The 25775-nt window shown below is 74.1% G+C and carries 26 protein-coding genes; 13 read left to right on the forward strand and 13 right to left on the reverse strand.

The features are described from left to right. Positions 1-82 precede the first annotated feature (82 nt). Both ACFOSY_RS21315 and ACFOSY_RS21320 read left to right on the forward strand, forming a co-directional pair. Entirely contained in the window at positions 83-1102 is a 1020-nt protein-coding gene (locus tag ACFOSY_RS21315; RefSeq protein ID WP_394309271.1) for a fibronectin type III domain-containing protein, read from the forward strand. Positions 1103-1274: 172 nt separating this feature from the next. Beyond that, positions 1275-1811 carry a hypothetical protein gene (locus ACFOSY_RS21320; protein ID WP_394309273.1) on the forward strand — a complete coding sequence of 179 codons (537 nt, stop codon included), beginning with the start codon at positions 1275-1277 and terminating at the stop codon, positions 1809-1811. Positions 1812-2092: 281 nt separating this feature from the next. On the opposite strand, the gene ACFOSY_RS21325 is transcribed toward ACFOSY_RS21320, so the two are convergent. The 3 genes from ACFOSY_RS21325 to ACFOSY_RS21335 all read right to left on the reverse strand — a co-directional run bounded on the left by ACFOSY_RS21325 (position 2093) and on the right by ACFOSY_RS21335 (position 5197). Next, a complete protein-coding gene (locus ACFOSY_RS21325) occupies positions 2093-2650 on the reverse strand; it encodes a PadR family transcriptional regulator (protein ID WP_394309275.1) in 558 nt (185 codons plus the stop codon). Between the two features lie 32 nt (positions 2651-2682). After that, positions 2683-4698: an FAD-dependent oxidoreductase gene (locus ACFOSY_RS21330; RefSeq protein ID WP_394309277.1), complete on the reverse strand. Its 2016-nt coding sequence runs from the start codon at positions 4696-4698 to the stop codon at positions 2683-2685. Between the two features lie 127 nt (positions 4699-4825). Beyond that, complete coding sequence (locus ACFOSY_RS21335; protein ID WP_394309858.1) at positions 4826-5197, reverse strand: hypothetical protein; 372 nt, start codon at positions 5195-5197, stop codon at positions 4826-4828. A gap of 243 nt (positions 5198-5440) precedes the next feature. Here ACFOSY_RS21335 and ACFOSY_RS21340 point away from each other — a divergent pair, with 243 nt between their 5' ends. Then, positions 5441-7510, forward strand: a complete 2070-nt coding sequence (locus tag ACFOSY_RS21340; protein ID WP_394309279.1) for a SpoIIE family protein phosphatase — start codon at positions 5441-5443, stop codon at positions 7508-7510. A gap of 25 nt (positions 7511-7535) precedes the next feature. Here ACFOSY_RS21340 and ACFOSY_RS21345 read toward each other — a convergent pair whose 3' ends face one another. Next, on the reverse strand, positions 7536-8369 hold the full coding sequence (locus ACFOSY_RS21345; protein WP_394309281.1) for a putative protein N(5)-glutamine methyltransferase: 834 nt from the start codon (positions 8367-8369) through the stop codon (positions 7536-7538). A gap of 281 nt (positions 8370-8650) precedes the next feature. On the opposite strand from ACFOSY_RS21345, the gene ACFOSY_RS21350 reads away from it, so the two are divergent. The 5 genes from ACFOSY_RS21350 to ACFOSY_RS21370 all read left to right on the forward strand — a co-directional run bounded on the left by ACFOSY_RS21350 (position 8651) and on the right by ACFOSY_RS21370 (position 12721). After that, positions 8651-9256 (forward strand): sulfite oxidase-like oxidoreductase, encoded by a 606-nt coding sequence (locus ACFOSY_RS21350; protein WP_394309283.1) that lies wholly within the window; start codon positions 8651-8653, stop codon positions 9254-9256. A gap of 58 nt (positions 9257-9314) precedes the next feature. Next, positions 9315-10034, forward strand: a complete 720-nt coding sequence (locus tag ACFOSY_RS21355; protein WP_394309860.1) for a ferredoxin reductase — start codon at positions 9315-9317, stop codon at positions 10032-10034. A 109-nt stretch (positions 10035-10143) separates the two neighbouring features. Further along, positions 10144-10731 carry an Rv1733c family protein gene (locus ACFOSY_RS21360; protein ID WP_394309286.1) on the forward strand — a complete coding sequence of 196 codons (588 nt, stop codon included), beginning with the start codon at positions 10144-10146 and terminating at the stop codon, positions 10729-10731. 140 nt (positions 10732-10871) lie between these two features. Beyond that, positions 10872-11840, forward strand: a complete 969-nt coding sequence (locus ACFOSY_RS21365; RefSeq protein WP_394309288.1) for an acetylxylan esterase — start codon at positions 10872-10874, stop codon at positions 11838-11840. 122 nt (positions 11841-11962) lie between these two features. Continuing rightward, positions 11963-12721 (forward strand): GntR family transcriptional regulator, encoded by a 759-nt coding sequence (locus tag ACFOSY_RS21370; RefSeq protein WP_394309290.1) that lies wholly within the window; start codon positions 11963-11965, stop codon positions 12719-12721. Here ACFOSY_RS21370 and ACFOSY_RS21375 read toward each other — a convergent pair. Both ACFOSY_RS21375 and ACFOSY_RS21380 read right to left on the reverse strand, forming a co-directional pair. Beyond that, positions 12691-13488, reverse strand: coding sequence for an acyl-CoA thioesterase (locus tag ACFOSY_RS21375; protein ID WP_394309292.1), 798 nt, complete (start codon positions 13486-13488; stop codon positions 12691-12693). The genes ACFOSY_RS21370 and ACFOSY_RS21375 overlap by 31 nt on opposite strands. 72 nt (positions 13489-13560) lie before the next feature. Then, entirely contained in the window at positions 13561-14334 is a 774-nt protein-coding gene (locus ACFOSY_RS21380) for a class I SAM-dependent methyltransferase (RefSeq protein ID WP_394309294.1), read from the reverse strand. A gap of 179 nt (positions 14335-14513) precedes the next feature. Between ACFOSY_RS21380 and ACFOSY_RS21385 the strand changes: the two genes are divergently transcribed. Continuing rightward, positions 14514-15683 carry a D-alanyl-D-alanine carboxypeptidase family protein gene (locus ACFOSY_RS21385; RefSeq protein ID WP_394309296.1) on the forward strand — a complete coding sequence of 390 codons (1170 nt, stop codon included), beginning with the start codon at positions 14514-14516 and terminating at the stop codon, positions 15681-15683. Positions 15684-15770: 87 nt separating this feature from the next. Here ACFOSY_RS21385 and ACFOSY_RS21390 read toward each other — a convergent pair whose 3' ends face one another. Beyond that, positions 15771-16787 (reverse strand): asparaginase, encoded by a 1017-nt coding sequence (locus ACFOSY_RS21390; protein WP_394309298.1) that lies wholly within the window; start codon positions 16785-16787, stop codon positions 15771-15773. Continuing rightward, positions 16787-17542 carry a FadR/GntR family transcriptional regulator gene (locus ACFOSY_RS21395; protein ID WP_394309300.1) on the reverse strand — a complete coding sequence of 252 codons (756 nt, stop codon included), beginning with the start codon at positions 17540-17542 and terminating at the stop codon, positions 16787-16789. Before ACFOSY_RS21395 ends, ACFOSY_RS21390 begins: the two co-directional genes overlap by 1 nt. Before the next feature lie 174 nt (positions 17543-17716). Between ACFOSY_RS21395 and ACFOSY_RS21400 the strand changes: the two genes are divergently transcribed. After that, positions 17717-18823, forward strand: a complete 1107-nt coding sequence (locus ACFOSY_RS21400; RefSeq protein ID WP_394309302.1) for a fatty acid desaturase family protein — start codon at positions 17717-17719, stop codon at positions 18821-18823. 2 nt (positions 18824-18825) lie between these two features. Here ACFOSY_RS21400 and crcB read toward each other — a convergent pair whose 3' ends face one another. The 3 genes from crcB to ACFOSY_RS21415 all read right to left on the reverse strand — a co-directional run bounded on the left by crcB (position 18826) and on the right by ACFOSY_RS21415 (position 19977). Further along, positions 18826-19200 carry a fluoride efflux transporter CrcB gene (gene crcB, locus ACFOSY_RS21405; protein ID WP_394309304.1) on the reverse strand — a complete coding sequence of 125 codons (375 nt, stop codon included), beginning with the start codon at positions 19198-19200 and terminating at the stop codon, positions 18826-18828. Next, positions 19197-19655, reverse strand: a complete 459-nt coding sequence (locus tag ACFOSY_RS21410) for a fluoride efflux transporter FluC (RefSeq protein WP_394309306.1) — start codon at positions 19653-19655, stop codon at positions 19197-19199. Before ACFOSY_RS21410 ends, crcB begins: the two co-directional genes overlap by 4 nt. 64 nt (positions 19656-19719) lie before the next feature. Further along, a complete protein-coding gene (locus ACFOSY_RS21415) occupies positions 19720-19977 on the reverse strand; it encodes a helix-turn-helix domain-containing protein (RefSeq protein ID WP_394309308.1) in 258 nt (85 codons plus the stop codon). A gap of 219 nt (positions 19978-20196) precedes the next feature. Here ACFOSY_RS21415 and ACFOSY_RS21420 point away from each other — a divergent pair, with 219 nt between their 5' ends. After that, on the forward strand, positions 20197-20586 hold the full coding sequence (locus tag ACFOSY_RS21420; RefSeq protein ID WP_394309311.1) for a MarR family winged helix-turn-helix transcriptional regulator: 390 nt from the start codon (positions 20197-20199) through the stop codon (positions 20584-20586). Positions 20587-20641: 55 nt separating this feature from the next. On the opposite strand, the gene ACFOSY_RS21425 is transcribed toward ACFOSY_RS21420, so the two are convergent. After that, positions 20642-21046 carry an SseB family protein gene (locus tag ACFOSY_RS21425; RefSeq protein WP_006134511.1) on the reverse strand — a complete coding sequence of 135 codons (405 nt, stop codon included), beginning with the start codon at positions 21044-21046 and terminating at the stop codon, positions 20642-20644. A gap of 254 nt (positions 21047-21300) precedes the next feature. Here ACFOSY_RS21425 and ACFOSY_RS21430 point away from each other — a divergent pair, with 254 nt between their 5' ends. Both ACFOSY_RS21430 and ACFOSY_RS21435 read left to right on the forward strand, forming a co-directional pair. Beyond that, a complete protein-coding gene (locus tag ACFOSY_RS21430) occupies positions 21301-22746 on the forward strand; it encodes a glyceraldehyde-3-phosphate dehydrogenase (RefSeq protein WP_394309314.1) in 1446 nt (481 codons plus the stop codon). A 227-nt stretch (positions 22747-22973) separates the two neighbouring features. Beyond that, positions 22974-23852 (forward strand): hypothetical protein, encoded by an 879-nt coding sequence (locus tag ACFOSY_RS21435; protein ID WP_394309316.1) that lies wholly within the window; start codon positions 22974-22976, stop codon positions 23850-23852. 45 nt (positions 23853-23897) lie between these two features. On the opposite strand, the gene ACFOSY_RS21440 is transcribed toward ACFOSY_RS21435, so the two are convergent. After that, positions 23898-25544, reverse strand: a complete 1647-nt coding sequence (locus ACFOSY_RS21440; RefSeq protein ID WP_394309318.1) for an FAD-dependent oxidoreductase — start codon at positions 25542-25544, stop codon at positions 23898-23900. Between the last annotated feature and the right edge of the window lie 231 nt (positions 25545-25775).

A 25775-nucleotide genomic window follows, 5' to 3' on the forward strand; every position in this document is an offset into this window, starting at 1 on the left:
TGATGTGAGCGCGTCAGTGACCCCATATTGGTACGGACCTTTGGACGGACCGGTGGAGCAGGGACCCCCAGGAGGCGAAGTCGTGCGTGGCGTTACCCCAACCGCGTCATCGCGCCGCCTGCTCGCGCTCTGCGCCGCCCTGCTGCTGACCGTCTCCTGCCGCTGGGGCGGCGGCCAGGACGACGCCGGCGCCGAACGGCCGCCCGGGGCGCCGACGGGCGTCACCGCGCAGGCGGGCAGCGCCACCAGCGTCCACGTCATGTGGAACCGGTCCGCCCCGGCCGGATCGGAGGTGACCGGCTACGAGGTGTACCGGGGCCGCGCCAAGGTCAAGGACGTGCCCGTCTCCACGCACATGGTGGACATCACCCGGCTCCGCCCCGCCACCACGTACGTCTTCACGGTGCGCGCCCGTGACGCGGACGGGCGGCTCGGCCCGCCCAGCCGGGAGGTACGGGCCACGACGCCCGCGGCCGTCCGGGCGGACACCGCACCGCCCACCGTCCCCGGGGGCGTGGAGGGCCGGGCGGCCGGCAGCCGGGCGGCCCAGCTCTCCTGGACCGCCGCGCGGGACGACCGCGGTGTGGTGTCGTACGACATCCACCAAGGGGGATCGAAGATCCACAGTGTCGGCGGGAACCAGACGGCCGCCGTGGTGACGGGGCTGCGGCCGGGCACGCGGTACGTCTTCACGGTCCGCGCCCGGGACGCGGCGGACAACCTCTCGCCGGCCTCCCCCGCCGTCCGTCTCACCACCGCCGACGACGCCGGCGGCGGCACGGACGGCGACGCCGCGGCCACGGCGCCGGCCGACTTCCGCGCGACGTCCCGCCGTTCGGGCCGGGCCTACGAACTCGTCCTGACCTGGACGCCGCCGCGCGTCGACGGGACGGTCGCCGAGTACGAGGTGCGGCTGGACGGACGGCCCGTCACATCACTCGTGTACGGCGGCGAGGCGCCCCGCGACCGGGCGACGTACCGCTTCTACGCGGGCGAGAAGGCGGGGGTCACGCACCGGGTGCGGATCAGGGCGCTGCTGCCGGACGGAACCTGGGGCGCCTTCTCCCCCGAGCGGACGGTGACGACGGGCGCCGGCGGCTGACGCCGGCTCACCCCCGCTGAGCCGCCCGGAGGACGCCGTCACCTGCACGGATGCAGCCGGAGTGCGCGCCGGGCGGGCTGCCCGTTGGCTGACGTCGTGGCGGCACGGGCGCTCCCCGACCTCGGCGGCGCAAGGGATGTACCGCCGGCCGTGCCGCCGGAAGGCAGTCCACATGAGCATCTCGAAGCCACTGCTCCGTCTCGGACCGACCGTGGCAGCCGCCGCCGCGCTCGCCCTGATGCCGGCCGGACCGGCTGCCGCGGACGGAATCTCCGTCAGCACCACCGGGAACACGGTCTCGGTGAGCACCTCCGCGTGCAGCCAGATCAACGGCCACTGGGGCACCGCCTCGCTGCTCAGCAGCGGTCAGGCGAACTTCTCGCAGGGCCGCCAGGTGGCGCTGTCCGGGACGTCCGCGGGGCAGTCCGCGGCCTGGTCCAACGTCAGCGCGGGCACGTACACGGTGATCGTGGTGTGCTCCAACGGCAGCACCGCGGGCACCCAGTCCGTGGTCGTGTCCCCCGCGCCCAGCCCCTCGGTCTCCCCCACGGCGTCGCCGTCCCGCGGTGTGATGGGCGGTGTCGGCGGCGGTTCGAGGGACTACGGCACCGTCACGGCGGTGGCGGGCGGCGCGCTGGTCGGCGCCGGCGTCCTCGGCACCGTCTGGTACCTGCGCCGCCGCAGCACGGCCCGCCCCGGCCACCTCTAGACCGGCGCCGGCCGCCACGTCCGATGCGCTCCGGCCAGGCGGCCGCCGCCACCCCCGCGCCCCGCAAGGGGCGCGGGGAACTGCGCCACAAGCCCTCACAGGCCTGCCTGCGGGTAGCGCCCTCTCCGGGGCCCCTTCATCGCGCCTTGCCGCAAACCCCCTCAGGGGCGCGGGGAACTGCGCCACAAGCCCCCACGGACCGGCAGGCACAGACGGCCCGCACCACCCCAAGGGGCGCGGGGAACTGCGCGCCAAGCCCCCACCCACCCGCACCCGGGCGACTACTCCTGCCGCCCCTGCCCCTCCGACATCCCGGCGACCTCCGCCACCGCGTGATCGAGCCACTGCGTCCAGAAGGTCTCCAGATCGATCCCCGCCCGCAGCACAAGGTGCCGCAACCGATCCTCCGCCCCACCCTTCCCGGGAGGGAAATCCCGCCGCTCGATCTCCCGGTACATCTCCAGCTGCCGCGCATGCAGCTCCCGGTGGCGCCGGAGGTCCGCCTCCAGCCCCTCCGTCCCCACCACCGCCGCGGCCCGCAGCCGCAGCAGCAACGCATCCCGCTGCGGCTTCGGATCCTGGGACGCGGCCGTCCAGCGGGCCAGCTCCTCCCGGCCCGCCTCCAGCACCTCGTACGCCTTCTTCTGCCCGCGCGAGGGCTGTTCCGCCGGGAGGGCCCGGATCAGGCCCTCCCCCTCCAGCTTTCCCAGCTCGCGATAGATCTGCTGATGCGTCGCGGACCAGAAATAGCCGATCGACCGGTCGAAGCGGCGGGTCAGCTCCAGCCCCGACGACGGCTTCTCGAGCAGGGCGGTGAGGATCGCGTAAGGGAGTGACATGCCGCTCATCCTAGGGACGGGCCGCGCCGCCCTCAGAGGGCCGCCGCGAGCTCCGTGCCCTGCTTGATGGCCCGCTTGGCGTCCAGCTCGGCGGCCACGTCGGCGCCGCCGATCAGGTGGACGGGGCGTCCGGCGGCGACCAGTTCCTCGTAGAGGTCCCGGCGCGGTTCCTGGCCGGTGCACAGCACGACGGTGTCGACCTCGAGGACGGTGCTCTCGTCGCCGACGGTGACGTGCAGTCCGGCGTCGTCGATCCGGTCGTAGCGCACGCCGGGGACCATGGTGACGCCCCGGTGGCGCAGTTCGGTGCGGTGGATCCAGCCGGTGGTCCTGCCGAGTCCGGCGCCGACCTTGGAGGTCTTGCGCTGGAGCAGGTGGACGGTGCGCACCGGTGCGGGCCGCTCGGGGGCGGCGAGGCCGCCCGGCGCGCCGTAGTCGAGGTCGACGCCCCACTGACGGAAGTACGCCTCGGGGTCCTCGTGCGCCTTGTCGCCGCCGTCGGTGAGGTACTCGGCGACGTCGAAGCCGATGCCGCCGGCGCCGAGGATGGCGACGCGGTCGCCGACGGGCGCGGCGTCGCGCAGCACGTCGAGGTAGCCGACGACGCTCGGGTGGTCGACGCCGGGGATGTCGGGGACGCGGGGGGTGACGCCGGTGGCGACGACGACCTCGTCGTAGTCACCCACGTCGGCGGCCGTGACGCGGGTGTCGAGGCGCACGTCGACGGCCAGCTCGCCGAGCCGGGTGCGGAAGTACCGCAGGGTCTCGTCGAACTCCTGCTTGCCGGGCACCTTGCGGGCGACGTTCAGCTGCCCGCCGATCTCGCTCGCGGCGTCGAACAGGGTGACCTCGTGCCCGCGTTCGGCGGCGCTCACCGCACAGGCCAGTCCGGCGGGCCCCGCGCCGACGACAGCGACGCGCTTGCGGCGGCGGGTCGGGGAGAGCACCAGCTCGGTCTCGTGGCAGGCGCGCGGGTTGACCAGGCAGGAGGTGATCTGGCCGCTGAAGGTGTGGTCGAGGCAGGCCTGGTTGCAGCCGATGCAGGTGTTGATCGCCTCGGGGCGGCCGTCGGCGGCCTTGGCCACGAAGTCGGGGTCGGCGAGCATCGGGCGGGCCATGGACACCATGTCCGCGGTGCCGTCCGCGAGCAGCTGCTCGGCCAGCTCGGGGGTGTTGATGCGGTTGGTGGTGACCAGGGGGACGGACACCTCGCCCATGAGGCGCTTGGTGACCCAGGTGTAGGCGCCGCGCGGGACGGAGGTGGCGATGGTGGGGATGCGGGCCTCGTGCCAGCCGATGCCGGTGTTGATGATCGTGGCGCCGGCCGCCTCGACGGCCTTGGCGAGGGTGATCACCTCGCCGAGGGTGGAGCCGCCGGGCACCAGGTCGAGCATGGAGAGCCGGTAGATCAGGATGAAGTCCTCGCCGACCGCCTCGCGGACCCGGCGGACGATCTCGACGGGGAAGCGCGTCCGGTTCTCGTAGGAGCCGCCCCAGCGGTCGGTGCGGTGGTTGGTCTGCCGGGCGACGAACTCGTTGATCAGGTAGCCCTCGGAGCCCATGATCTCGACGCCGTCGTAGCCGGCCTGCCGGGCGAGGCGGGCGGCGCGCACGTAGTCGTCGATCGTCCGCTCGACGTCGGCGTCGGTGAGCTCGCGGGGCGGGAAGGGGCTGATGGGCGCCTGGAGCGGGCTGGGCGCGACCAGGTCCCGGTGGTAGGCGTAGCGGCCGAAGTGCAGGATCTGGAGGGCGATGCGGCCGCCCTCGCGGTGGACGGCCGCGGTGACGACCCGGTGCTGCTCGGCCTCCTCGTCGGTGGTGAGCTTGGCGCCGCCCTCGTAGGGGCGCCCCTCGTCGTTGGGGGCGATGCCGCCGGTGACGATGAGGCCCACGCCGCCGCGGGCGCGGGCGGCGTAGAACTCGGCCATGCGGGAGAAGCCGCCCTCGGCCTCCTCGAGACCGACGTGCATGGAACCCATGAGGACCCGGTTGGGCAGCGTGGTGAAGCCCAGGTCCAGGGGGGTCAGCAGGTGGGGGTAACGGCTCATCTGGCCCTCCGTGCGCGGTGTGGTGCCTGTAGTTGTAGGGCACGCGCACCGGCTTGTGCAACTAGTTGCACAATGGGGTGACGGAGGGCACAGCGTCAGGGCACAGCCTTCACTTCGGACGTCGGACTCACCTGCTCTCGAGGCGGACGTGCAGTTCGCGCTCCTGGTCGCCGGAGACCTTGCTCAGTTCGCTCACCCGGAACAGGTCGTCCAGGGTGGTGCGGAACCGGTCGATCGCCCAGTAGCCGCCGTGCACGTCGGCGTCGACCGAGGAGGCCAGCCGCGCGGGCCTGGCCTCCCCCTCGTGCGCGTCGGCCACGTCGAACGTGCCGAGCCACACCGTGGGCCGGGTCTCGTGCAGTTCCTCGGGCACGTCGTCGGCGCACCGGTCCGACGCGAAGCACGCGCACAGCGTGTCGAAGACGATCCGGGCGTCGTCCTTGCTGCATCCGCTGATCTCGACCGACACGGACTCCGGGTGCGTGGGCTCGTTGACCATCGTGATCGCTCCTTCCGTGGTCACACCGCCGTCCCCCGCCCAACCTCAGCAAAGCACCGGACGACGCGACGCACTACCCGCGCGCCCCTCCCACGATGACGCGGCCGCGGTCACCGGCCAGGATGGTGGAGGAGCAGGAAAGGGACGACAGGAGCGGCGGAAAATCGCCCTCGCGCGCGGTACAACAAAGGGACGGCGGCGCGGCGACGGCGTGCCGCGGACTCGGCGAAGGCGGGGCGTGGGATGAGCGCAGCGTGGTCACTCCCGGCCGGCGGGGACGGTCCGGCGCGTCCCAGCGGGCTGCTCGACGTCCTGCGCGTGGCCTCGGTCGTCCTGGACGCCGAGGGGCGGATCGTGCTGTGGAGCCCCCAGGCGGAGGAACTGTTCGGCTACACAGCCCAGGAGGCGCTGGGCCGGTACGCCGCCCGGATCATGGTGCACGAGGAGCACCTCGACCTGGTGAAGAAGCTGTTCGCCGAGGTCATGCGCACCGGGCGGAGCTGGGCGGGGGCCTTCCCGATCCGGCGCAAGGACGGCGACACCCGGTTGGTGGAGTTCCGCAACATGCGGCTGCTGGACGACCGGGGGCAGGTGTACGCCCTGGGTCTCGCGGTCGACCAGTCGACGGTGCGGCGGCTGGAGCAGGACGTGGCGCTGTCCACGCGGATCGTCGCCCAGTCCCCCATCGGGCTGGCCGTCCTGGACGCGGACCTGCGGTACGTGTCGGTGAACCCGGCGCTGGAGCAGATGGACGGCCTGTCGGCCGACGAGCACCTGGGCCGCACGATGCGGGAGGTGCTGCCGCTGGTGGACGCGGCGGCCATCGAGGAGGCGGCCCGGGAGGTGCTGCGGACCGGGCGGCCGGTGGTCGAACGTTTCATGACCGGCCGTACCCCGGCCGACCCGGACGCCGACCACGCCTGGACGGTGTCCCTGTACCGGCTGGAGAACACCCTCGGCACGGTCCTCGGCGCGGCCGTGTCGGTCGTCGACATCACCGACCAGTACCGGGCGAACGCCGAGGCGGAGACGGCGCGCCGGCGGATCGCGCTGATCGCCGACGCCTCGGTGCGGATCGGCACCACGCTGGACCTGGACCGCACGGCCGGCGAGCTCGCCGACGTGGCCGTCCCCGAACTGGCCGACGCGGCCGCGGTGGACCTGCTCGACGCGGTCGTACGGGGCCGGCGCAGCGTCCTCGGCCCGGAGGAGCCGGCGCTGATGCGGGCGGTGGCGGTGCGCTGGCTCGACGCGTCCGACGTGCTGCCGGCCGCCGACCCGCCGGGCCGGGTGATCCAGTACGCGCCGGACCGGCTGATCACCGAGTGCGTGCGCACCGGGCTGCCGGTGATGGTGCCGCAGGTGAAGGACGAGGACCTGCTGCGGATCGCCCGCTCCCCCGAGGCCGCGGAGATTCTGGCCCGGGCGGGCGTCCACTCGTATCTGGCCGTGCCGCTGATCGCGCGCGGTGAGGTGCTGGGCGCGCTCGACCTGATCCGTACGCGCCAGCCCCGGCCGTTCGACGAGGACGACCTGGTGCTGGCGAGGGAGCTGGCCTCGCGTGCGGCCGTGCAGATCGACAACGCCCGGTGGTACCAGAACGCCCGCGACACCGCGCTCACGCTCCAGCGCAGCCTGCTGCCCACCCATCCGTCCGTCACGGGCGGTCTGGAGGTCGCCTCCCGCTACCGGCCGGCGGGCGCCACCAGCGAGGTCGGCGGCGACTGGTTCGACGTGATCCCGCTGGACGGCGACCGTACGGCGCTCGTCGTGGGCGACGTGATGGGCAGCGGCATCCCGGCCGCCGCCACCATGGGCCGGCTGCGCACGGCCACCCACACCCTGGCCTCCCTCGGCCTCGACCCGGCGGTGCTGCTGGAGCATCTGAACCGGATCACGGTGGAGCTGGACGAGGCGATCGCCACCTGCGTCTACGCCGTCCACGACCCGCGTGAGCGGCGATGCGTCATCGCCAACGCGGGCCATCTCCCCCCGGCCCGCATCCGCGCCGGCCGCACGCCCGAGCTGCTGGAGCTGCCCACCGGGGTGCCGCTGGGCGTGGGCGGGGTCGCCTTCTCCACGACCACGGTCGACCTGGAGCCGGGCGACCGCCTGGTCCTCTACACCGACGGCCTGGTCGAAACCCGCCGTGACCCCCTCGACGCACGCCTCGACCGCCTCCTCACTCTCCTCGACACCCCGTCCCGCTCCCTGGACGAGGTCTGCGAACTCCTCCTCCGCACCCTGCACGAACCGGACAACTTCGACGACGTGGCCCTGCTGATCGCCCGGGTCACGGCACCTGAGGGCTGAGGGAGGGGGACGCGCCCGGCCGGCCTCACCCCGCCCCGCCCACCCGCCGCGTGCCGATGGCCACCCGGGCCGGGCGGTCCTCGCAGACCGCCAGCTCGGCGTGCAGGCCCGCGTCCCTGAGGGCGGACAGGGCGCCCGGGGTCTGGTGCGGGCTCGTCTCGATCAGGAGGCGGCCGTTCGGGGCCAGCCACGCCGGGGCCTCGGCGGCGACGCGGCGGAGGACGTCGAGGCCGTCCGTGCCGCCGTCGAGAGCGACGCGGGGTTCGTGGTCGCGGGCCTCCGCCGGGAGCAGGGCGATCTCGTCGCTGGGGACGTACGGGACGTTGGCGGCGAGGATGTCCACCCGGCCCCGCAGCCGTGCGGGCAGCGCGTCGAACAGGTCGCCCTGGTGCACGTGGCCGCCGAGGGGCTCGACGTTGCGGCGGGCGCAGCGCACGGCGACCGGGTCGAGGTCGGCGGCGTGCAGGTCCACGCCGCCGAGCGCCGCCGCCAGCGCCGCGCCGACCGCGCCCGAGCCGCAGCACAGGTCCACGACGACGGAGGCGTCCGGGGCGAGGGCGAGTGCCTGCTCGACGAGGAACTCGGTGCGCCGGCGCGGCACGAACACGCCCGGTTCGACGACGATCCGGCGACCGCCGAACTCGGCCCAGCCGACGACGAGTTCGAGAGGGAGTCCGGCGGCGCGGCGGGCGGCCATCGCCTCGACGGCACGCAGGTCGCCGTCCGCCGCGGCGAGGATCATGTCGGCCTCGTCCTCGGCGAACACGCAGCCCGCCGCGCGCAGCGTGGCCGCGAGCGCGTCACGGGACGGGAGGGCGGACGAGGGAGAGGAGGGGGAACGGTCGCAGCGGTGCGGCAAGAGCCTGGCCTTTCGGGAGCCGAAGGGCGCTCTCGGGGTCACCCGTTCCGGGTGGACCGTGTCGTTCCGAGGTGAGAGCACCCGACCTGACGAGCGGTAATGGGTCTCACCTCCTCGGTGGACGGCCGGGTCGGTCCGCGGCCGGACGGCCACCCTACCCGACGATCACCGCGGCGGTCCGGTGAACGGGACCGCACCGCCCCGTGCCGTGCGGGCGGCGGATACCCCGTACCGTGGAGTGCGGAAACACCCGCACCACCCGCAACGGAAACGCCGATCACGTGAACATCACCCGAGGCTTCACCGGCCGTCCCCGCGCGCACGACCCGGGGCTGCCGCCCGGCCAGTACGACGCGCGGGACGAGTGGCCCGTCCTGTCCGCCGAGGTCACCCCCGACCTCGCGCCCGAGGACTGGACCTTCCGGATCGACGGCCTGGTGGCCGAGCCCCGCACCTGGGACTGGGAGCAGGCCCACGCGCTGCCCGCCGCCGCGTACGAGGGCGACATCCACTGTGTGACCGGCTGGTCGAAGTTCGGGGTGAGGTTCGGCGGTGTCTCGCTGGACGCCTTCCTGAACCAGGTCCGGCCACTGCCGTCGGCCACGCACGTGGTGGCGTACGCGCACACCGGGTACACCACGAACCTCCCCCTCGCCGACGTGACCGGCGGGCGCGCCTGGATCGCCTGGGAGTACGGCGGCGAGCCGCTGCCCGCCGAGCACGGCGGCCCGGCGCGGCTGCTGGTGCCGCACCTGTACTTCTGGAAGAGCGCCAAGTGGATCGCCGGGCTGCGGCTGCTCGACCACGACGAGCCGGGCTTCTGGGAGGGCAACGGCTATCACGCGCGGGGCAACCCGTGGGAGGAGCAGCGGTACTCCGGTGACTGAGGTGACTGAGGTGACCGAGCCGACGACGCTGCCGAGGACGCCGGCCACCCGCTTCGCCGTGCCCGGACGCATCGGCGTGAGCGAGCAGACCGCGTCGGTGTGGCGGACGGCCACGCTGACGGAGATCCGCCGGGAGACGCCCCGCGTGTCGACCTTCCGGTTCGCGGTGCCCGGCTGGCCGGGGCATCTGCCCGGCCAGCATCTGATGGTGCGGCTGGTCGCGGAGGACGGGTACACGGCCCAGCGCCACTACTCGATCGCCTCGGCCCCTGACGACTCCGGCCACATCGAGCTGACCCTCGACCATGTGCGGGACGGCGAGGTCTCCGGCTGGTTCCACACGGTGGCGCGCCCCGGCGACCGGATCGAGATGCGGGGGCCGCTCAGCGGCTTCTTCGCCTGGCCGGGCGACCGGCCCGCGCTGCTGCTGGGCGCCGGCTCGGGCGTGGTCCCGCTGATGTCGATGGTGCGGCACCACCGCGCCCGGGGCCTGACCCTGCCGCTGCGCCTGCTGGTGTCGGCGCGCGGCCCCGACGATTTGATCTACGCGGACGAGTACGGGCCGGAGACCACACCGGTGTTCACCCGCACCGCGCCGGAGGGCGCGGCCGTCGGACGTCTGGCCGCCGCGCATGTGGCGCCGCTCCTGGCCGAGCGGCCGCCCGGCGGGTGGGAGGCCTATGTGTGCGGCTCCAACTCCTTCGCCGAGCACGCCTCCAGGCTGCTGGTGGCGGCCGGTCAGCCCGTGGAGCGCATCCGCATCGAACGCTTCGGCTGACCGGGCCCGCAGCCCGATCCGTCCCGCCCTGACGCCGCTCCCTGGCGGCGTCGTTTCGCGCGTCCGCCGCCGGGGCACCCGGCCCGGACGTGTCCAGGGGAGGCAGGAGATGCGCACGCGGGTACTGTCCCGGCGGCGGCGCGGCCCGCTGTGCCGCCGCTCGGACGTCGTCGAGGCGTGGACGGCGGTGGCCGTGGCCGTGCTGGTGTGCCTGACGGTTCCGCCGGCGGGGGTGCTCACCGCCCGGTGGGCGTACGAGGACGCGCGGACGGCCGCGAACGAGCAGCGCGCCGATCGGCACCGGGTGCGCGCGGAGGTGCTGGAGCGCCCCTCGACCGCGCATGCCCCGGCCGGGTCCGAGTCGGAGCGGCGGCACGCCTCCCGGGCGACGGTCCGCTGGACGGATCCGGACCAGGGCGCCCGTACGGCGCCGGCGCGGGTCCCTGCCCGTGTCCGCCCCGGCGAGGCGGTGCACGTCTGGCTGGACTCCCGGGGACGCCAGGTGCCGCCGCCGGTCGACGACGCGTCGGTGTGGCAGTACGGCGTCGGCATGGGCACCCTGGCCGGCGGCGCGACGGCGGCCGCGCTGCTGCTCGCGCACCGCGGGGTGCGGCGGGTGGCGCTGCGGCGCCGGCTCGACGAGTGGGAGCGCGACTGGGCCCGCACCGGACCGCGCTGGACCCGCCGCGGCGTCTGAGCCGCGCCCGCGAACCTGTTTGCAGCAACCGCTTTCCGCTCCACCCACCTGGGCTTCCCTCCCCGCACCCTGGCGGGGCGCCGCATGATCCACGTACCGTGTCCTCGCTTCGCCCGGTCCCTTCACGAAGGCGGTCCCAGATGTCCCTGTTCGACCTTCCCCTCGACAAGCTGCGCGCGTACCGCAGCGCGTCCACGGAGCCCGAGGACTTCGACGCGTTCTGGTCCGGCACGCTGGAGGAGGCGCGCCGGCACGACCTGGACGCGCGGTTCGAGCCGGTCGACACGGGGCTGGCGACCGTGGAGGTCTTCGACGTGACGTTCGCCGGGTTCGGCGGCCACCCGGTCAAGGGCTGGCTGACCCTGCCCGCCGGCGCGGACGCGCCGCTGCCGCTGGTGGTGGAGTTCGTCGGGTACGGCGGCGGCCGTGGCCTGCCGCACGAGCACCTGCTGTGGGCGTCCACGGGCCGGGCGCACTTCGTGATGGACACCCGCGGCCAGGGCAGCGCGTGGGGCGGGGGCGGCGGCACCGCGGACCCGGTCGGCGGCGGTCCGGCGTTTCCCGGCTTCATGACGCGCGGCATCGACGCGCCGGAAACCTATTACTACCGGCGGGTGTTCACCGACGCGGTGCGCGCGGTGGAGGCGGCGCGGTCGCATCCGCTGGCCGACGCGAGCCGCACCGTGGCGGTCGGCGCGAGCCAGGGCGGCGGCATCACGATCGCGGTGGGCGGCCTCGTCCCGGACCTGGCGGGCATCGCGCCGGACGTGCCGTTCCTGTGCGACTTCCCGCGCGCCACCACGCTCACCGACCGCAATCCGTACCGGGAGATCGGCAACTTCCTCAAGACCCACCGCGGCCGTACGGCGGACGTGCGGCGCACCCTGTCGTACTTCGACGGGGTGCACTTCGCCGCGCGCGGCACCGCTCCCGCCCTGTTCTCGGCGGCGCTGGAGGACCAGACGTGCCCGCCCTCCACGGTGTTCGCGGCCTTCAACGCCTGGGCGCACGAGGACAAGACGATCGAGGTGTACGACTTCAACGACCACGAGGGCGGCGGCCCCTACCAGGAGGCGGCGCAGCTGCGCTGGATGCGGGGCCGCGCCTGACGCACCGCACGGTTCCGGCCGAACTGCCGGACCGCCCTTCCCTGATGGTGTAGACCAATGCTAGATCTGGTGGCTCAACGAGCCCGCACGGCCACGGAACGTCACCAACAGGAGGGCGCGGCATGGCCCGCACCACCCCGCACCAGCATGTCCGCACCGGTCAGCCGCTCCACGGCGGGGAGCCGCTGTACCGGAGGGTCGCCACCGAACTGCTCGGCGAACTGCGCACCGGGACCGTCCCGCCCGGCGAACGGCTGCCCGGCGAGCGCCAGTTGGCCGAGCACTTCGGGGTCAGCCGGGAGACCGTACGGCAGGCGCTGCAACTGCTGCGGCGGGAGGGGCTGATCGCCACCGACCGGCGGGGCAGCCATGCCGCGCTGCCGGGCGTGCCGGTGGAGGCGCCGGCCGTCGCCGGTTTCCCGCTCGGCGCGCCGCAGGCGGGGCGGGACACGGTGGCCCGGGCCACCGTCGCCTGGGAGGTCCCGCCGCCGGGCCACGCGGAACCGCTCGGACTCGCGCCCGGCCGGCCCACACTGGTGCACCGCTACTGGTGCGCGTCGCCCGGCGGGCGGGAGCAGCGCACGGCGGTGACGTCGTTCTCCGCGGTGACGCTCGCGGAGGTGGAGGAGCTGGCCCGCTACCGCGACCGGGCCGACGGCAACGGCGCCGCCGAGCTGTGCCGGACCTACGACTGGATGCGCCGGGCGGGCCTGTCGCTGCACCACCGCGACACGATCACCCGCATCCCGGGCACGCCGTCGGTGCGGGTCACCCGGCAGGTGCACGACCAGCACGCCCGGCCGCTGGAGCTGACCGAGTTGGTGATGGACGTCCAGGAGGACGCCCTGGTCTACGAGTTCATGGTGCCGGCCGCGGTCTGAGGGGTCACCGGGTCGCGCACCACGCGGGCCTGCCGGGCCGCCGCGAGCAGCCGCCGGTCCGCCGACCACACGGCGCTGTCGTCGAGGGCCCAGCCGCCGCCCGCGTGGTCGGTGCGGATGCGGACCATGCTCCAGCCGTGCGCGGGGCCGTCGTCGAGGGCGTCGGTGAAGTGCACGGTCATCTCGGCGGTCGGCACGGGGCGCGGAGTGTGCCAGCGGGCGTAGAGGGCGGGCGGGAGCACGTCGGCGAGCGTGGCGACGGCCGCCGCGTCCACCGGCCGGTCGTCCCGGAAGCGCACCCACGCGACGAGCACGGCCCGGGGTCCGCCGGCCAGCGGGAGGTCGGCGGTGGCGGGGCGTATCTCCAGCTGCCGGGCGAACAGCGCGAGCTCCGCGGGGAGTTCGAGGGGGAGGCAGTCGTCCGGGCCGGGCACCTCGGGGGCGGTGAGGCCGGTGTGCGCGGGGCCGCCGCGGGCCGGTCCGAACAGCGCGGAGCCGAGGACGACCGGTTCGCCGTCCTGGTGGCCGGTGAAGAGGCAGGTGGCGGTGCGCCGGCCGGTGGCGGGCGCGGTCCCGGAGAAGCGCAGCGGGCCGGTCCCGACCGGGGCCAGGTAGTGCGTGGTCAGCGAGCGCACGGGCCGGTGCCCGCCGGCGAACGCGTCGCGTACGGCGGTCAGCGCCGCACCGGCGACCCAGCCGCCGTGCATGCCCTCGAAGGACCACCAGCGGGGGTCGATCCGTGTCGCGTCATAGGCAGTCGTCGTCACGCGGGCCACTCTAGGCTGGTGAGTTGGAAAATCCAACGGATAGTCGGGGCCGAGTTCGGACGGACCGCGGGCTCAGGGTGCGAGCGGTGGCCGCCCCTCCCCCTTCTCGGCCTTCTCGGCCTTCTCGGCCTTCTCGGCCACGAGCAACCGCACCCTGGGGCTCCTGTCCCGCCGGCGGCCGAACTCGGGGAGGGCCAGGAACTCCACGCGGAACCCCGCGCGCTCCAGCCCGCGCCACAGGTCGCCGAAGCGCACGGCGCGGTAGTACATGACGAACGGCGGACGCCACACGGCGTTGCGCACCCGCATGACGGTGTCGAACCCGAGCAGCATCGCGTGGGCGAGGGAGCCGGGCCGGGGCGGCGCCACGACCGGCAGGACGAACCGGCCGCCGGGCCGCAGCACCTTGTGCACCTGCGCGAACAGGCCCGGCAGCTCGGACGGCAGGAAGTGCCCGAGCGCCCCGAAGCTGACCACGAGGTCGAACTCGGGCCCGAACGGCAGCGCCCGCGCGTCCGCCCGCACCCAGGACACGTCGAGCCCCTCGGGGCGTCGGCGCGAGCGGGCGACCTCCAGCATTCCGGCGCTGAAGTCCACGCCGGTGACGGCGTCCCGGCACACCTGGCGCAGCACGTCGACGCCCGCGCCGGTGCCGCAGCACAGGTCGAGCCCGCTGCCGTAGGGGCCGGACTCCAGCAGCGCGGCGACGGTGGCGTCCAGCACGGAGTCGGGGGTGCGGAAGGGAGTGTGGTCGAACTTCGGGGCGAGCAGGTCGTAGCCGCGCTCGACGGACGACAGCGCCTGGACGGCGAGTTCGCTCAGTCGGGGGCCTTCGGGGCTGAACATCCGCCCAGCCTAGGGCCCGGGCCGCGACAGCGCCCCGCGGTCGCGCCCGGACGCCCGCACACCGGGGACGCTCCCCCGCCGGCACGCCGCCGCAAGCCGGGCGGAGCATCCGAGTGCTCGCGCGCGGCTCCCGGCCGGGGCAGCACGGTGTTCGGGAGACCCCTTCCTACGTTTGCGATATGACTATCGGATTTGCTTCGCGGGCTGCCGTGTCGGGGTGCGTGCTCTGCGCGGCCGGTCTGCTGGCGCTCGCGCCCGCCGCGGCGACCGCCGGTCCCGGCGTCGATCCCCGGCCACGGACGCCGGACGCGCCGGCGTCCCTGCTGTACCGGCCCGGCACGCACGTCCGTCCGCGCGCGGGGGCGCCCGAGGTCCCGGACCTGACCGCCCGCTCCTGGCTGGTCGCCGACGCGGACACCGGCGAGGTGCTCGCCGCGCACGACGCGCACCGCAGGCTGCCGCCCGCCAGCACCCTCAAGACGCTGTTCGCGCTGACCGTGATGCCGGCCCTGCCGTCCGGCATCCGGCACCGCGTCGACCCGGAGGAACTGGAGGGCATCGGCCCGGGCAGCAGTCTCGTCGGGGTCGCCGAGTACCGGACCTACCGGGTCTCCGACCTCTGGAACGGGGTGTTCCTCAACTCCGGCAACGACGCCGTGCGGGTGCTGGCGGCCCTCAGCGGCGGCTGGCGGGCCACGGCCGAGCGGATGGAGGAGAAGGCGCGGGACCTGGGCGCCCGCGACACCCGGGTGAAGTCGCCCGACGGGTACGACGAGCCCGGCCAGGTGTCGTCGGCGTTCGACCTGGCCGTGTTCGGCCGGGCGGGGCTGCGCAACCCCGAGTTCGCCGAGTACTGCGCACGGGCGGAGGCGAGCTTCCCGGCCCGCGACGGCGGCAGCTACCCGATCGTCAACACCAACCGGCTGCTCACGGGGGCGGACGGGGTCGCCCCGTACCGGGGGCTGATCGGGGTGAAGAACGGCTACACCAGCCATGCCGGCAACACCCTGGTCGCCGCCGCCCGCCGCGACGGCCGCACCCTGGTGGCGACGGTCATGAACCCCCGTTCGGACGACGGGTTCGCGGTCTACGAGGAGGCGCGCGCGCTCCTCGACTGGGGGTTCGACGCGGCCGGGCGCGTGACCCCGGTGGGCTCGCTGGACGCCCTGCGCGGCGCCCCGCCGGGCGGCCCGGAGGCGGCCGCGGTGGCCGTGCCGGCGTCCGCGTCCCGCCGGGACGACGCCGACGGACGTGCGGTGTGGTGGACGATCACAGGGGCGGGACTGCTGGGCGGGGCGGGGGTGGCGGTCTACCTCCGGCTGAGGTGGGGGCCGGTGCCGAAGGACTGACGGGGGGGCAGAAGCGGTGACCGCCGGCACCGGCCGCCCAGTTCGGTCCACCGCGCGGGAGCGGCCCGGCGCGGTGGGACCCGCCGTTCAGACGCCGACCGGTTCCGCCGCCGCGCCCAGGCCCGTCACCGGGCGGATTCCGCCGACCGGGCGGCCGCCGCCGAGGACCGTCTCGCCCGCGAACGCGGTGAGCAGGACGGGATCCACGCCCGCGTGGGTGAGGGCCGCCGCGGTGACCGGGACGCGGGCGCGTCCGGCGCCGTCGGCGATCTTCACGGCGACGGCGCGGCCGTCGGGCAGTGCGGCGACCTGGACGCCCTCGAAGCCGTCCTTGGCCAGCAGTCCCGGCACCGCGCGCATCAGCGCGGCCACGTCACGGCCCGTGCCGGACGCCATCTCGGCGTGGGTGCGCATCGCGTCGGCGACCCGGCCCTCGGGGGTGCCGGGCGCGGCACTCGCGATCCGGGCGGCGGCGAGGGCGAGGCCCTCCAGGGACACCGCGAACAGGGGCGCGCCGCAGCCGTCGACGGTGACCGTGGCGACGCGCTGCCCGGTGAGGTCCTCGACGGTCTCCGCGATCAGCTGCTGGAGCGGGTGGGACGGATCGAGGTAGTCGTCGACGGGCCAGCCGTTCAGCTTCGCCGTGCACAGCATGGCGGCGTGCTTGCCGGAGCAGTTCTGGGCGAGCCGGGAGGGGCCGCGGCCCGCGCGCACCCAGGTGTCCCGGACGGCGGGGTCGAGGGGCAGGTCGGGGACGTTGCGCAGGTGCTCCTCGGTCAGGCCGGCGTGCTGGAGGATGCGCAGGGTCCCGACGAGGTGGCGTTCCTCGCCGGAGTGGCTGGCCGCCGCGAGCGACAGCAGCGCGCCGTCGAGGGGGAGACCGGCGCGGACCATGGCCACCGCCTGGACGGGCTTGAGCGCGGAGCGCGGGTAGAACGCCGCCTCGGGGTCGCCGAGGCGGAAGCCGGCCCTGCCGTCGGCGTCGAGGGCGACGACGGAGCCGTAGTGGACCCCTTCGACGACCCCGCCGCGTATCAGGTGGGCGACGGGGGCGTGCCGGGGTGCGCGGACCGGGGGTGCGGCCGCGGGGAGACTGCTGTGCATCACACTGCCTGCGGGTTGTCGTGGCGGGCCTGCTCGGGGGTGGTGCGCGGGCCCGGTGTGCGCGGGGGGCGCACGATGTCGGTGAGGGTGGCCTCGACGCGGTCGAGGTGGTGGGTCATGGCCCGCACGGCGTCCTCCTCGGAGCCGGCGGCGAGGGCCTCGACGACGGCCCGGTGCTCGCGGTCGGAGTGGGTGCGGCGGCCGCCGAGTTCGTTGAGGAAGGCGGACTGGCGGGCCAGCGCGTCCCGGATCTCCTCGATGACCCGCCGGAACACCGGGTTCTGCGCGGCTTCGGCGACGGCGAGGTGGAACAGGGTGTCCATGGCCGCCCAGGCGGTGGTGTCGGTCTCCCGTTCCATCCGCTCCAGCAGGTCCCGCAGCCGGTCCAGGTCCTCCGGGGTGCGGCGGCGGGCGGCGTACCCGGCGACCGGGATCTCGACGTGCCGGCGCACCTCCATGAGGTGTCCGGCCGTGTAGTCGCCGAAGGTGGGGTCCTGCACGGCGTCGGCGACCACGAAGGTGCCCTTGCCGGTGCGGGAGACGGTCAGGCCCATGGTCTGAAGGGCCCGCAGCGCCTCCCGCAGCACCGGCCGGGACACCTGGAGTCCGCGGCAGAGCTCCGCCTCGGAGGGCAGTTTGTCGCCGATCGCGTAGGCGCCGCGCTCGATGGCGTCGCGGAGGTGGGCGAGCACCGCCTCCGTCGCGCTGACGCGTCGCGGTCCCGCACCACCTGTCTGGCTGTCTGACAGGTTCACGGGCCGATCGTGCGGGCAGGCCGCGTCCACTGTCAAGCGCGGGCCGGTCCGGGGTGGTGCCGGCCACACCCCCGCCCTGGGGACACCACCCCCCTGCCCTGGGGCTGACCACACCTTCACATGCGGGGGCCACCGCCATTCCGCGCGTCGGACCGCGCACCCACACTGAAGCGCATGGCCAATTCGACGGTACTGACCGGCACCCGTTCCCCGGGCGGAGACGAAAAGCAGACGAGCCCTGAGGGGAGCGGACCGAAAAGGGACCGGGAGGGGCATTCCGCGAGAGGGAGTGACTTCTCCGAGCTGTCCCGGCGCATATCCGAGGCGGGACTTCTGCGCCGCCGTCCGCTGTACTACACGGTGCGTTTCACCGCCGTGGGTCTGGCGCTCGCCGGGAGCGTCGCCGCGTTCCTGGTGCTGGGCGACAGCTGGAGTCAGCTGTTCGTCGCCGCCGCGCTGGCCGTGGTGTTCGGGCAGCTCGGGCTGGCCGCGCACGACCTGGCGCACCGCCAGGTGTTCTCCCGCCGGCGCGCCAGTGAGATCGGCGGTCTGCTGGTGGCCGACGTGCTGCTCGGCATGAGTTACGGCTGGTGGATGAACAAGCACACCCGCCACCACGCGAACCCGAACCACGAGAAGAAGGACCCGGACGTCGCCCCCGACATCATCGTGTGGTCACGCCGTCAGGCGCGGCAGGCCAAGGGGCCGGCCCGGTTCGTCGGGAAGCACCAGGCGGCGCTCTTCTTCCCGCTGCTGACGCTCGAGGGCCTGAATCTGAGTTTCAGCAGTTTCAAGGCGCTGCGGAGTCCGTCGCTGAAGCGGCCCGTGCTGGAGGGCACTCTTCTCGTGGCGCATTTCGTCGTCTATTTCGGCGGCCTTTTCACCCTCCTCTCCCCCGGCAAGGCGCTCGTGTTCATCGCCGTCCACCAGGGGCTGTTCGGTCTCTACCTCGGTTCGGTGTTCGCGCCGAACCACAAGGGCATGCCGATGATCGAGGAGGGGACCGAGCTGGACTTCCTGCGCCGCCAGGTGCTGACCTCCCGCAACGTCGACGGCGGTGCGCTGACCGACGTGTTCATGGGCGGCCTGAACTACCAGATCGAGCACCATCTCTTCCCCAGCATGCCGACGCCGGCCCTCGCGAAGGCCCAGGTGATCACCGAGCGGTACTGCGCCGAGCTGGGCATCCCGTACTGCCGGTCGGGGCTCGTCGCCTCGCACCGTACGGCGCTGCGCCATCTGCGGCAGGTGGGCGCGCCCCTGCGCGAGGCCGGGCGCTGACCCTACGGCCACACCGCCCCGGCCAGCGCCGCCCCCGCGTAGGCGGCGCCCAGGCCGGCCGCCGTGCTCACCAGCACGTTGGCGGCCGCGTACCCGAGGGCGCCGCTCCCGGCCAGGCGGAGGGTCTCGTAGGAGAAGGTCGAGTAGGTGGTGAGGGCGCCGCAGAGGCCGGTGCCGAGCAGCAGTTGCGTACCGGATCCCGCGACTCCCGCGGCGGCGGCCCCGGCGAGCAGGCCGAGGACCAGGCTGCCGGCGACGTTGACGGTGAACGTCCCCCACGGCAGCGCCGAGCCGGTCTTGGACCGCACCATCCGGTCCGTGAGATACCGCAACGGCGCCCCAACCATCGCCCCGAGGACGACGTACAGCCAGTTCACCGCGTGCCTCCGGCGCCCGGCCGCCCCAGGAGGGCCCGGCGGGTGGCCGCGGTGGCCGCCCACACGGCGGCCAGGGCCGTCACCGGGGTCAGGGCGAGACACAGCAGGGCGGGCGTCGGGCGGCCCGCCTCGAACAGGCCGCGGACGTCCACCGCGTACGTCGAGAAGGTGGTGAAGCCGCCGAGGACGCCGGTGCCGAGGAGCGGGCGGACGAGTGGGTGAGCGGGGCGCCACTCGGTGACGGCCACCATGAGGACGCCCATCAGGGCGCAGCCGAGGACGTTCACCCACAGGATCGTCCAGGGGAAGCCGCCCGCCGGGGTGGGCCACCACAGGGTGGCCGCGTACCGGGCCGTCGCTCCCGCTCCCCCGCCGGCCGCGACCGCCGCGACGACGGGCGCCTGGGCGCGGACCGCGGAGCGGGGCCGGGCTTCCTCGGGTACCGGGGCTGTCACCGTCGTACGTCTCCCACTCGTTCGCGGTGATCAGCGTAACGGCCGGTCGCCGTGTGAGCCGGGCCTACCAGCCCTTCTCGAACAGCTGCGTCACCTCGGCGAGGCGGATCTCGTCGCGGCGGTAGCGGGGGGTGTCGTCCTGGCCCGTGGGGTGGAGGAGGCCGAGGGAGGTGAGCAGCCGGAGGTGGGTGAGGGCCGCGGGGCGGGGGACGCCGAGGCGGGCGGCGACGTCGTCCGCGGTGAGGCCGCGTTCGGCGGTGTCCGGTTCGCCCAGCCAGGCGAGGATGCGCAGTCGTGTCCCGTCGGCGGGAGTCCTCAGCATGTCGTCCACCTCCCCGCCGGGCTTCCTCGTCTCCGGCGCCCTCCCACTGTGCCGCGCCCGGGGTCTCCGTGTCCCGCTCTGCGGGCAGCTTGTCCTGAGTCAACGCCCTTGCGCGGCACGGAGGTTGAAAGGTACAGCGGTGGCGGGGGTTCTCGTCGGCATCGTGCCCGCGACCGCCGGGCCACTCATTGAATTTCGAACAAATGTTACGGTTCCCGTATGGCAGGGACGACCGACGAGGCGCGGCTCGAGGAACGGTGGCGTGACATCCTCGCCGTGCACGCCCGCACCCAGGGCGAGATCGACCGCGCCCTGCACCCCTACGGGGTGGGCGGCTCCGATTTCGAGGTGCTGGACCTGCTCGCGTCGGCCGCTCCCGCGCGCGGCGAGCGGTGCCGGGTGCAGAACCTGGTCGGCCGGGTGCATCTGAGCCAGAGCGCGCTGTCCCGGCTGATCGCCCGGCTGGAGAGGCACGGCCTGGTCGAGCGCAGCACCTGCCCGACGGACCGGCGCGGCGTCTATGTGCAGCTCACCGCGCGGGGCCGCGAGCTGCACGCCGAGACGCTGCCGGTGCAGCGCGCCGCCCTGGCGCGGGCGCTCGGGGACTGACCGTACGAGTCGGCCCGCGCCCCTACAGGCACGGGCCAACGGGTCACAGTCCCCCTCAGGGGCGGGCCAGCAGGGTGCGGACCCCCTCCGAGGTCAGGGTCAGGCGGTGTTCGGAGCTGCCGTCGATGGTGAGGGACAGGTCGTCGGCCGGCCACTGGGCGGCGAGGGCGCCGAGCGGGACCAGGCGGTAGCGGGACACGAACGGGAGCAGTCCGGCCATCTCCAGCTCGGAGGTGAACACGGGCACCACCTGGGTGCCCCCCGGCTGCTCCAGCACGGGCAGCGCGACGGCGCCGGGGTCGGCGGCCTCCTCGTCGCCCGCGTCGTCGGGGACCGGGATCAGCACGTCACTGTTGGCCAGGGCGTCCAGCGCGGCCGTGTCCTCGGTGTTCTCCGACAGTGCGTCCAGGGCCCGCTGCGCGGGCGTGGGGGCGTTGTTCTCGTGCGCGGGTGTTTCCATGAGAATTCCCTGGTAGCGGCGGTTGTCGGCCCGCCCGGGACACACTCCGGCCCCGGGCACAGTGAGGGACGCGTACCCGTTCGCATGTCGTGCAACCCTGCGACGCGCGACCGTCCCGCACGTCCGGCCTGACCCCTCCGCACCCCCTCCGCGCTCCCTCGGCGCCCCCGCCTCTCCCCCGTGACGGACCCCCTCCGACCCCTCCGACCGGCATGGCTATCATATGAGCACCCTCTAGCTCGAAAGATGATGCTGTGACTGTCAACGAAGACTCGTTCACCAACTGGAAGCACCGCGAGGAGATCGCGGAGTCGATGATCCCGATCATCGGGAAGCTGCACCGGGAGCGGGACGTCACCGTCCTGCTGCACAGCCGCTCCCTGGTGAACAAGTCGGTGGTCAGCATCCTCAAGACGCACCGCTTCGCCCGGCAGATCGCCGGCGAGGAGCTCTCCGTCACCGAGACCCTGCCGTTCCTCCAGGCGCTCACCACGCTGGACCTCGGCCCCTCGCAGATCGACATCGGCCTGCTCGCGGAGGCCTACCGCGCGGACGACCAGGGCAAGTCCGTCGCCGAGTTCACCGCCGAGGCCGTCGCCGGCGCCACCGGCGCGAACAAGATCGACCGCCGCGAGCCGCGCGACGTCGTCCTCTACGGCTTCGGCCGCATCGGCCGGCTCCTCGCCCGCCTGCTGATCGAGAAGTCCGGCTCCGGCAACGGCCTGCGGCTGCGCGCGATCGTCGTGCGCCGCGGCGGCGAGCAGGACATCGTCAAGCGCGCCTCGCTGCTGCGCCGCGACTCCGTGCACGGCCAGTTCCAGGGCACGATCACCGTCGACGAGGCGAACAGCGCGATCGTCGCCAACGGAAACGTCGTCAAGGTCATCTACGCCGACGACCCGGCCGAGATCGACTACACCGCGTACGGCATCGACAACGCGATCCTGATCGACAACACGGGCAAGTGGCGCGACCGCGAGGGCCTGTCGCAGCACCTGCGGCCCGGCGTGGACAAGGTGGTGCTGACCGCGCCCGGCAAGGGCGACGTGCCGAACATCGTGCACGGGGTCAACCACGACACCCTCAAGCCGGACGAGCGCATCCTGTCCTGCGCGTCCTGCACCACCAACGCGATCGTGCCGCCGCTGAAGGCGATGGCGGACGAGTACGGCGTGCTGCGCGGCCACGTGGAGACGGTCCACTCGTTCACCAACGACCAGAACCTGCTGGACAACTACCACAAGTCCGAGCGCCGCGGCCGGTCCGCGCCGCTCAACATGGTGATCACCGAGACCGGCGCCGCGTCGGCCGTCGCCAAGGCGCTGCCCGACCTGAAGGCGCCGATCACCGGCAGCTCCATCCGCGTGCCGGTGCCGGACGTGTCGATCGCCATCCTCAACCTCCAGCTGGGCCGCGCGGCCAACCGCGAGGAGGTCCTGGACCACCTGCGCAACGTGTCGCTGACCTCGCCGCTGAAGCGCCAGATCGACTTCATCAGCGCCCCCGACGCGGTCTCCAGCGACTTCATCGGCTCACGGCACGCGTCGATCGTCGACGCCGGCGCCCTGAAGGTCGACGGCGACAACGCGATCCTCTACCTCTGGTACGACAACGAGTTCGGCTACTCCTGCCAGGTCGTCCGCGTCGTCCAGTACGTCTCCGGCGTGGAGTACCCGACGTACCCGGCGCCCGCGGCCTGAGTCGCGCGCGACGGCGGGGCGGGGCCGGCGAGTTGTCCGGCCCCGCCCCGGTCTGCCCTGACGACCGGCGGTAAGGGCCAGATCGATAACGATCACCCCGAACCGGTTGAACGGGGCGATCCGCTTCCTAGTCTTCGGACATGCCCCTCTTCAGCACGCGCCCCCACAGACGTCCCCGAATCTCCCGTTCCCTCGGGGACACCCAACTGGACAAGGTCCTGGGGAAGTTGAGCAAGCGGGGCAGCGGGAAGGCCGCCGACGCCGAGCTGATCGCCGAGCTGCTGGAGCAGACGGGGAGCGACTGGGACCTCCGCGGCCACCGGGTGTCGGTGCTGGCCGCGGCCGCCTCCGGCACGGGCATCGCCGAGACCTGGCTGGAGCGCGCCCCGGACGACGTGGACGCGCTGGTGTTCCACTCCTGGACCACGCTGGTGCGCGCCCTGGAGGAGCGGCGCCTGGAGGACCCCGACACCGTGATCTCCCGGTGTCACCGGGCCGCCGAGCTGTCGCCGGACGACCCGTTGCCGTGGGTGGTCCTGCTCGGCACCGCGCGCGTCGTGCGGTACGACCACAAGGACGTCGACTCCCTCTGGCGGCAGGCCACCGCCCGCGACCCCTGGAACCGCGAGGCGTTCCTCCAGATGCTCGCCCTGCTGTCGCCCGAGGAGGGCGGCTCCAGCGCCTCGGTGCTGGACTTCGTCGACGCGGTCCGCTCCCGCATCCCGGCCAACGCCCCGTGCGCCGCCGTCGAACTCACCGCGGCCGTACGGCAGTACCAGGGGCTGCTCGCGCAGGGCGGGATGCGGGCGATGACCGCCGGTCAGCTCTTCGAGAGCGGACACCTCGCGGCGGCGCTGCACCAGGCCGCCGCGCTGTGGCCCAAGCCGGGGTTCTTCCAGCACGCGGCGGCGCCGGCCGACCTGAACGTGCTGGCGTACGCGCTGTGCGCGGCCGGGCGCGCGGCGGACGCGCACCCGGTGTTCGAGGCGCTCCAGGGCATGGTCACCCCGTGGCCCTGGGACGTCGACGGCCCGGCGCTCCAGCGGTTCGAACAGCACCTGGCCAAGGCCGAGCGCGGCCGCCAGGGCGGAGTCGGCGGCGGGTGACCCGCGCCGCCCCGGCGGCCGTGCCCGGTCAGGTGCGGTGGCCGGTCAGGTGCGGGACAGCAGCGTGGCGACCGTGTCCCGCAGGGTCCGGGCCGGGTCCGCGGCCCGCCCCTCGTGCCGCCAGGCGACGAACCCGTCCGGCCGCACGAGCACCGCGCCGTCCGGAGTGACACCGTGGGCCGCCGCCCAGTCGGCGCCGTTCTCGGGCACCAGGTCGGCGCCCTCGCCCACCCCGTACGCCTCCAGCGGCACCGGCAGCGTCACCGCCGCCTCGGCCGCGGCGGCGAGCCACGGGCTGTGCGGGGACGCAAGCAGGACGAGGGAACGCTCGTAGAGGTCGAGCGTGGAGACACGGGCGCCGGCCCGGTCCAGCCACAGGTGCGGTGCGCGGCTGCCGGGCTCCCCGTTCAGCGCGAGGCCCTCGGGCACGACCGGCGTCGCCGGGTCCGCGCCCAGCACCGCGCCGCGCGGATAGCGGTAGCCGAGGGCCACGTTGAGGATGCCGCCCTTGCGGCCGGCGAGCGCCGCGGCCTCCGCGTCGGGCGTGTAGCCGGGGTGGCTGTGCTCCACCGACCGGGAGGAGGCGCGGGCGCTGGTCGCCTCGGCGACGGGCCGGCGCTCGGCGTCGTAGCTGTCGAGCAGGCCGGGTCCGGCCCAGCCGCCGAGCACGGCGGCCAGCTTCCAGGCGAGGTTGTGGGCGTCCTGGATGCCGGTGTTGGAGCCGAACGCCCCGGTGGGTGACATCTCGTGCGCCGAGTCGCCGGCCAGGAACACCCGCCCCTCGGCGTACCGCTGGGCGACCCGCTCGGCGGCGTGCCAGGCGGCCCGGCCGGTGACGGTCACGTCGAGGTCCGGCACGCCGACCGCCCGCCGAATGTGCGCGGTGAGCCGCTCGTCGGTGAACTCCTCGAGTGTCTCGCCGTGTTCGGGGTGCCAGGGGGCGTGGAACACCCAGTTCTCGCGGTTGTCCACCGGCAGCAGCGCCCCGTCGGCGTCCGGGCTGGTGAGGTAGCAGACGATGAACCGGCGGTCGCCGACCACGGAGGCGAGGCCGCGCGAGGTGAAGGTGACGCTGACGTTGTGGAACAGGTCGCCGGGACCGTTGTGCCCGATGCCGAGCCGCTCACGGACGGGGCTGCGCGGGCCGTCCGCCGCCACCAGGTAGTCCGCCCTGATCGTGGTGTGCTCGCCGGTCTCCCGGCTCTTGACCCGCGCCGTCACCCCGTCGCCGTCCTGGTCGAAGGACATCATCTCGGTGTTGTAGCGCAGGTCCCCGCCCAGTTCGCGGGCGCTGCGCAGCAGCACCGGCTCCAGGTCGTTCTGGCTGCACAGGCACCAGCCGGCGGGGCTGAAGCGGGCGAGGCCGCCGCCCGGGTCGATCGTCCGGAACAGCCACTCGCCCGCGTCGCCCACCAGGCTCGGCGTCTGGAGGATGCCGTGGTTGTCCTTCAGGACCGACGCGGCCTCCACGATCCGCTGCTGCACGCCGGCCGTGCGGAACAGCTCCATCGTGCGCACGTTGTTCCCCCGCCCCCGCGGATGGATCGAGGTGCTCGCGTGCCGCTCGACGAGCGTGTGCGGCACACCGAGCCGCCCCAGGAACAGGGACGTCGACAGTCCCACCAGGGAGCCCCCGACGATGAGGACGGGTGTGCGGTGGACCGCCTCGCCGGTCGTGCCCGATCGGTTCATTGAAACGCCTCCAGCGTTCGCCCGGGTGTGTTCGGTAACGGGACGCTGATTCCATCCCCGGTGCGGGGCCCTTCGCGTCCGGTCGGCACCCGGATGGCGCGCGGTTCACCCGGCTGCGCCGTGTCGCTCGCGCGCTTCCGGGGCCGCCCCGACCATCGACACATGGCGACCCCCTGCCCATCGGACACGGCGGTCGTTCCTGACCTTCCGTGAAGAGCTTCCGGAAGAAGC

This window comes from Streptomyces lusitanus (genome assembly GCF_042647945.1).
GTDB lineage: Bacteria > Actinomycetota > Actinomycetes > Streptomycetales > Streptomycetaceae > Streptomyces > Streptomyces pseudogriseolus.

Excerpts from the sequence above, each read along its gene's own strand:
- ACFOSY_RS21320 (WP_394309273.1), top strand. The coding sequence starts at position 1,275 with ATGAGCATCTCGAAGCCACTGCTCCGTCTCGGACCGACCGTGGCAGCC.
- ACFOSY_RS21325 (WP_394309275.1), bottom strand. The coding sequence starts at position 2,650 with ATGTCACTCCCTTACGCGATCCTCACCGCCCTGCTCGAGAAGCCGTCG.
- ACFOSY_RS21330 (WP_394309277.1), bottom strand. The coding sequence starts at position 4,698 with ATGAGCCGTTACCCCCACCTGCTGACCCCCCTGGACCTGGGCTTCACC.
- ACFOSY_RS21335 (WP_394309858.1), bottom strand. The coding sequence starts at position 5,197 with ATGGTCAACGAGCCCACGCACCCGGAGTCCGTGTCGGTCGAGATCAGC.
- ACFOSY_RS21340 (WP_394309279.1), top strand. The coding sequence starts at position 5,441 with ATGAGCGCAGCGTGGTCACTCCCGGCCGGCGGGGACGGTCCGGCGCGT.
- ACFOSY_RS21360 (WP_394309286.1), top strand. The coding sequence starts at position 10,144 with ATGCGCACGCGGGTACTGTCCCGGCGGCGGCGCGGCCCGCTGTGCCGC.
- ACFOSY_RS21365 (WP_394309288.1), top strand. The coding sequence starts at position 10,872 with ATGTCCCTGTTCGACCTTCCCCTCGACAAGCTGCGCGCGTACCGCAGC.
- ACFOSY_RS21370 (WP_394309290.1), top strand. The coding sequence starts at position 11,963 with ATGGCCCGCACCACCCCGCACCAGCATGTCCGCACCGGTCAGCCGCTC.
- ACFOSY_RS21380 (WP_394309294.1), bottom strand. The coding sequence starts at position 14,334 with ATGTTCAGCCCCGAAGGCCCCCGACTGAGCGAACTCGCCGTCCAGGCG.
- ACFOSY_RS21385 (WP_394309296.1), top strand. The coding sequence starts at position 14,514 with ATGACTATCGGATTTGCTTCGCGGGCTGCCGTGTCGGGGTGCGTGCTC.
- ACFOSY_RS21390 (WP_394309298.1), bottom strand. The coding sequence starts at position 16,787 with ATGCACAGCAGTCTCCCCGCGGCCGCACCCCCGGTCCGCGCACCCCGG.
- ACFOSY_RS21400 (WP_394309302.1), top strand. The coding sequence starts at position 17,717 with ATGGCCAATTCGACGGTACTGACCGGCACCCGTTCCCCGGGCGGAGAC.
- ACFOSY_RS21415 (WP_394309308.1), bottom strand. The coding sequence starts at position 19,977 with ATGCTGAGGACTCCCGCCGACGGGACACGACTGCGCATCCTCGCCTGG.
- ACFOSY_RS21420 (WP_394309311.1), top strand. The coding sequence starts at position 20,197 with ATGGCAGGGACGACCGACGAGGCGCGGCTCGAGGAACGGTGGCGTGAC.
- ACFOSY_RS21425 (WP_006134511.1), bottom strand. The coding sequence starts at position 21,046 with ATGGAAACACCCGCGCACGAGAACAACGCCCCCACGCCCGCGCAGCGG.
- ACFOSY_RS21440 (WP_394309318.1), bottom strand. The coding sequence starts at position 25,544 with ATGAACCGATCGGGCACGACCGGCGAGGCGGTCCACCGCACACCCGTC.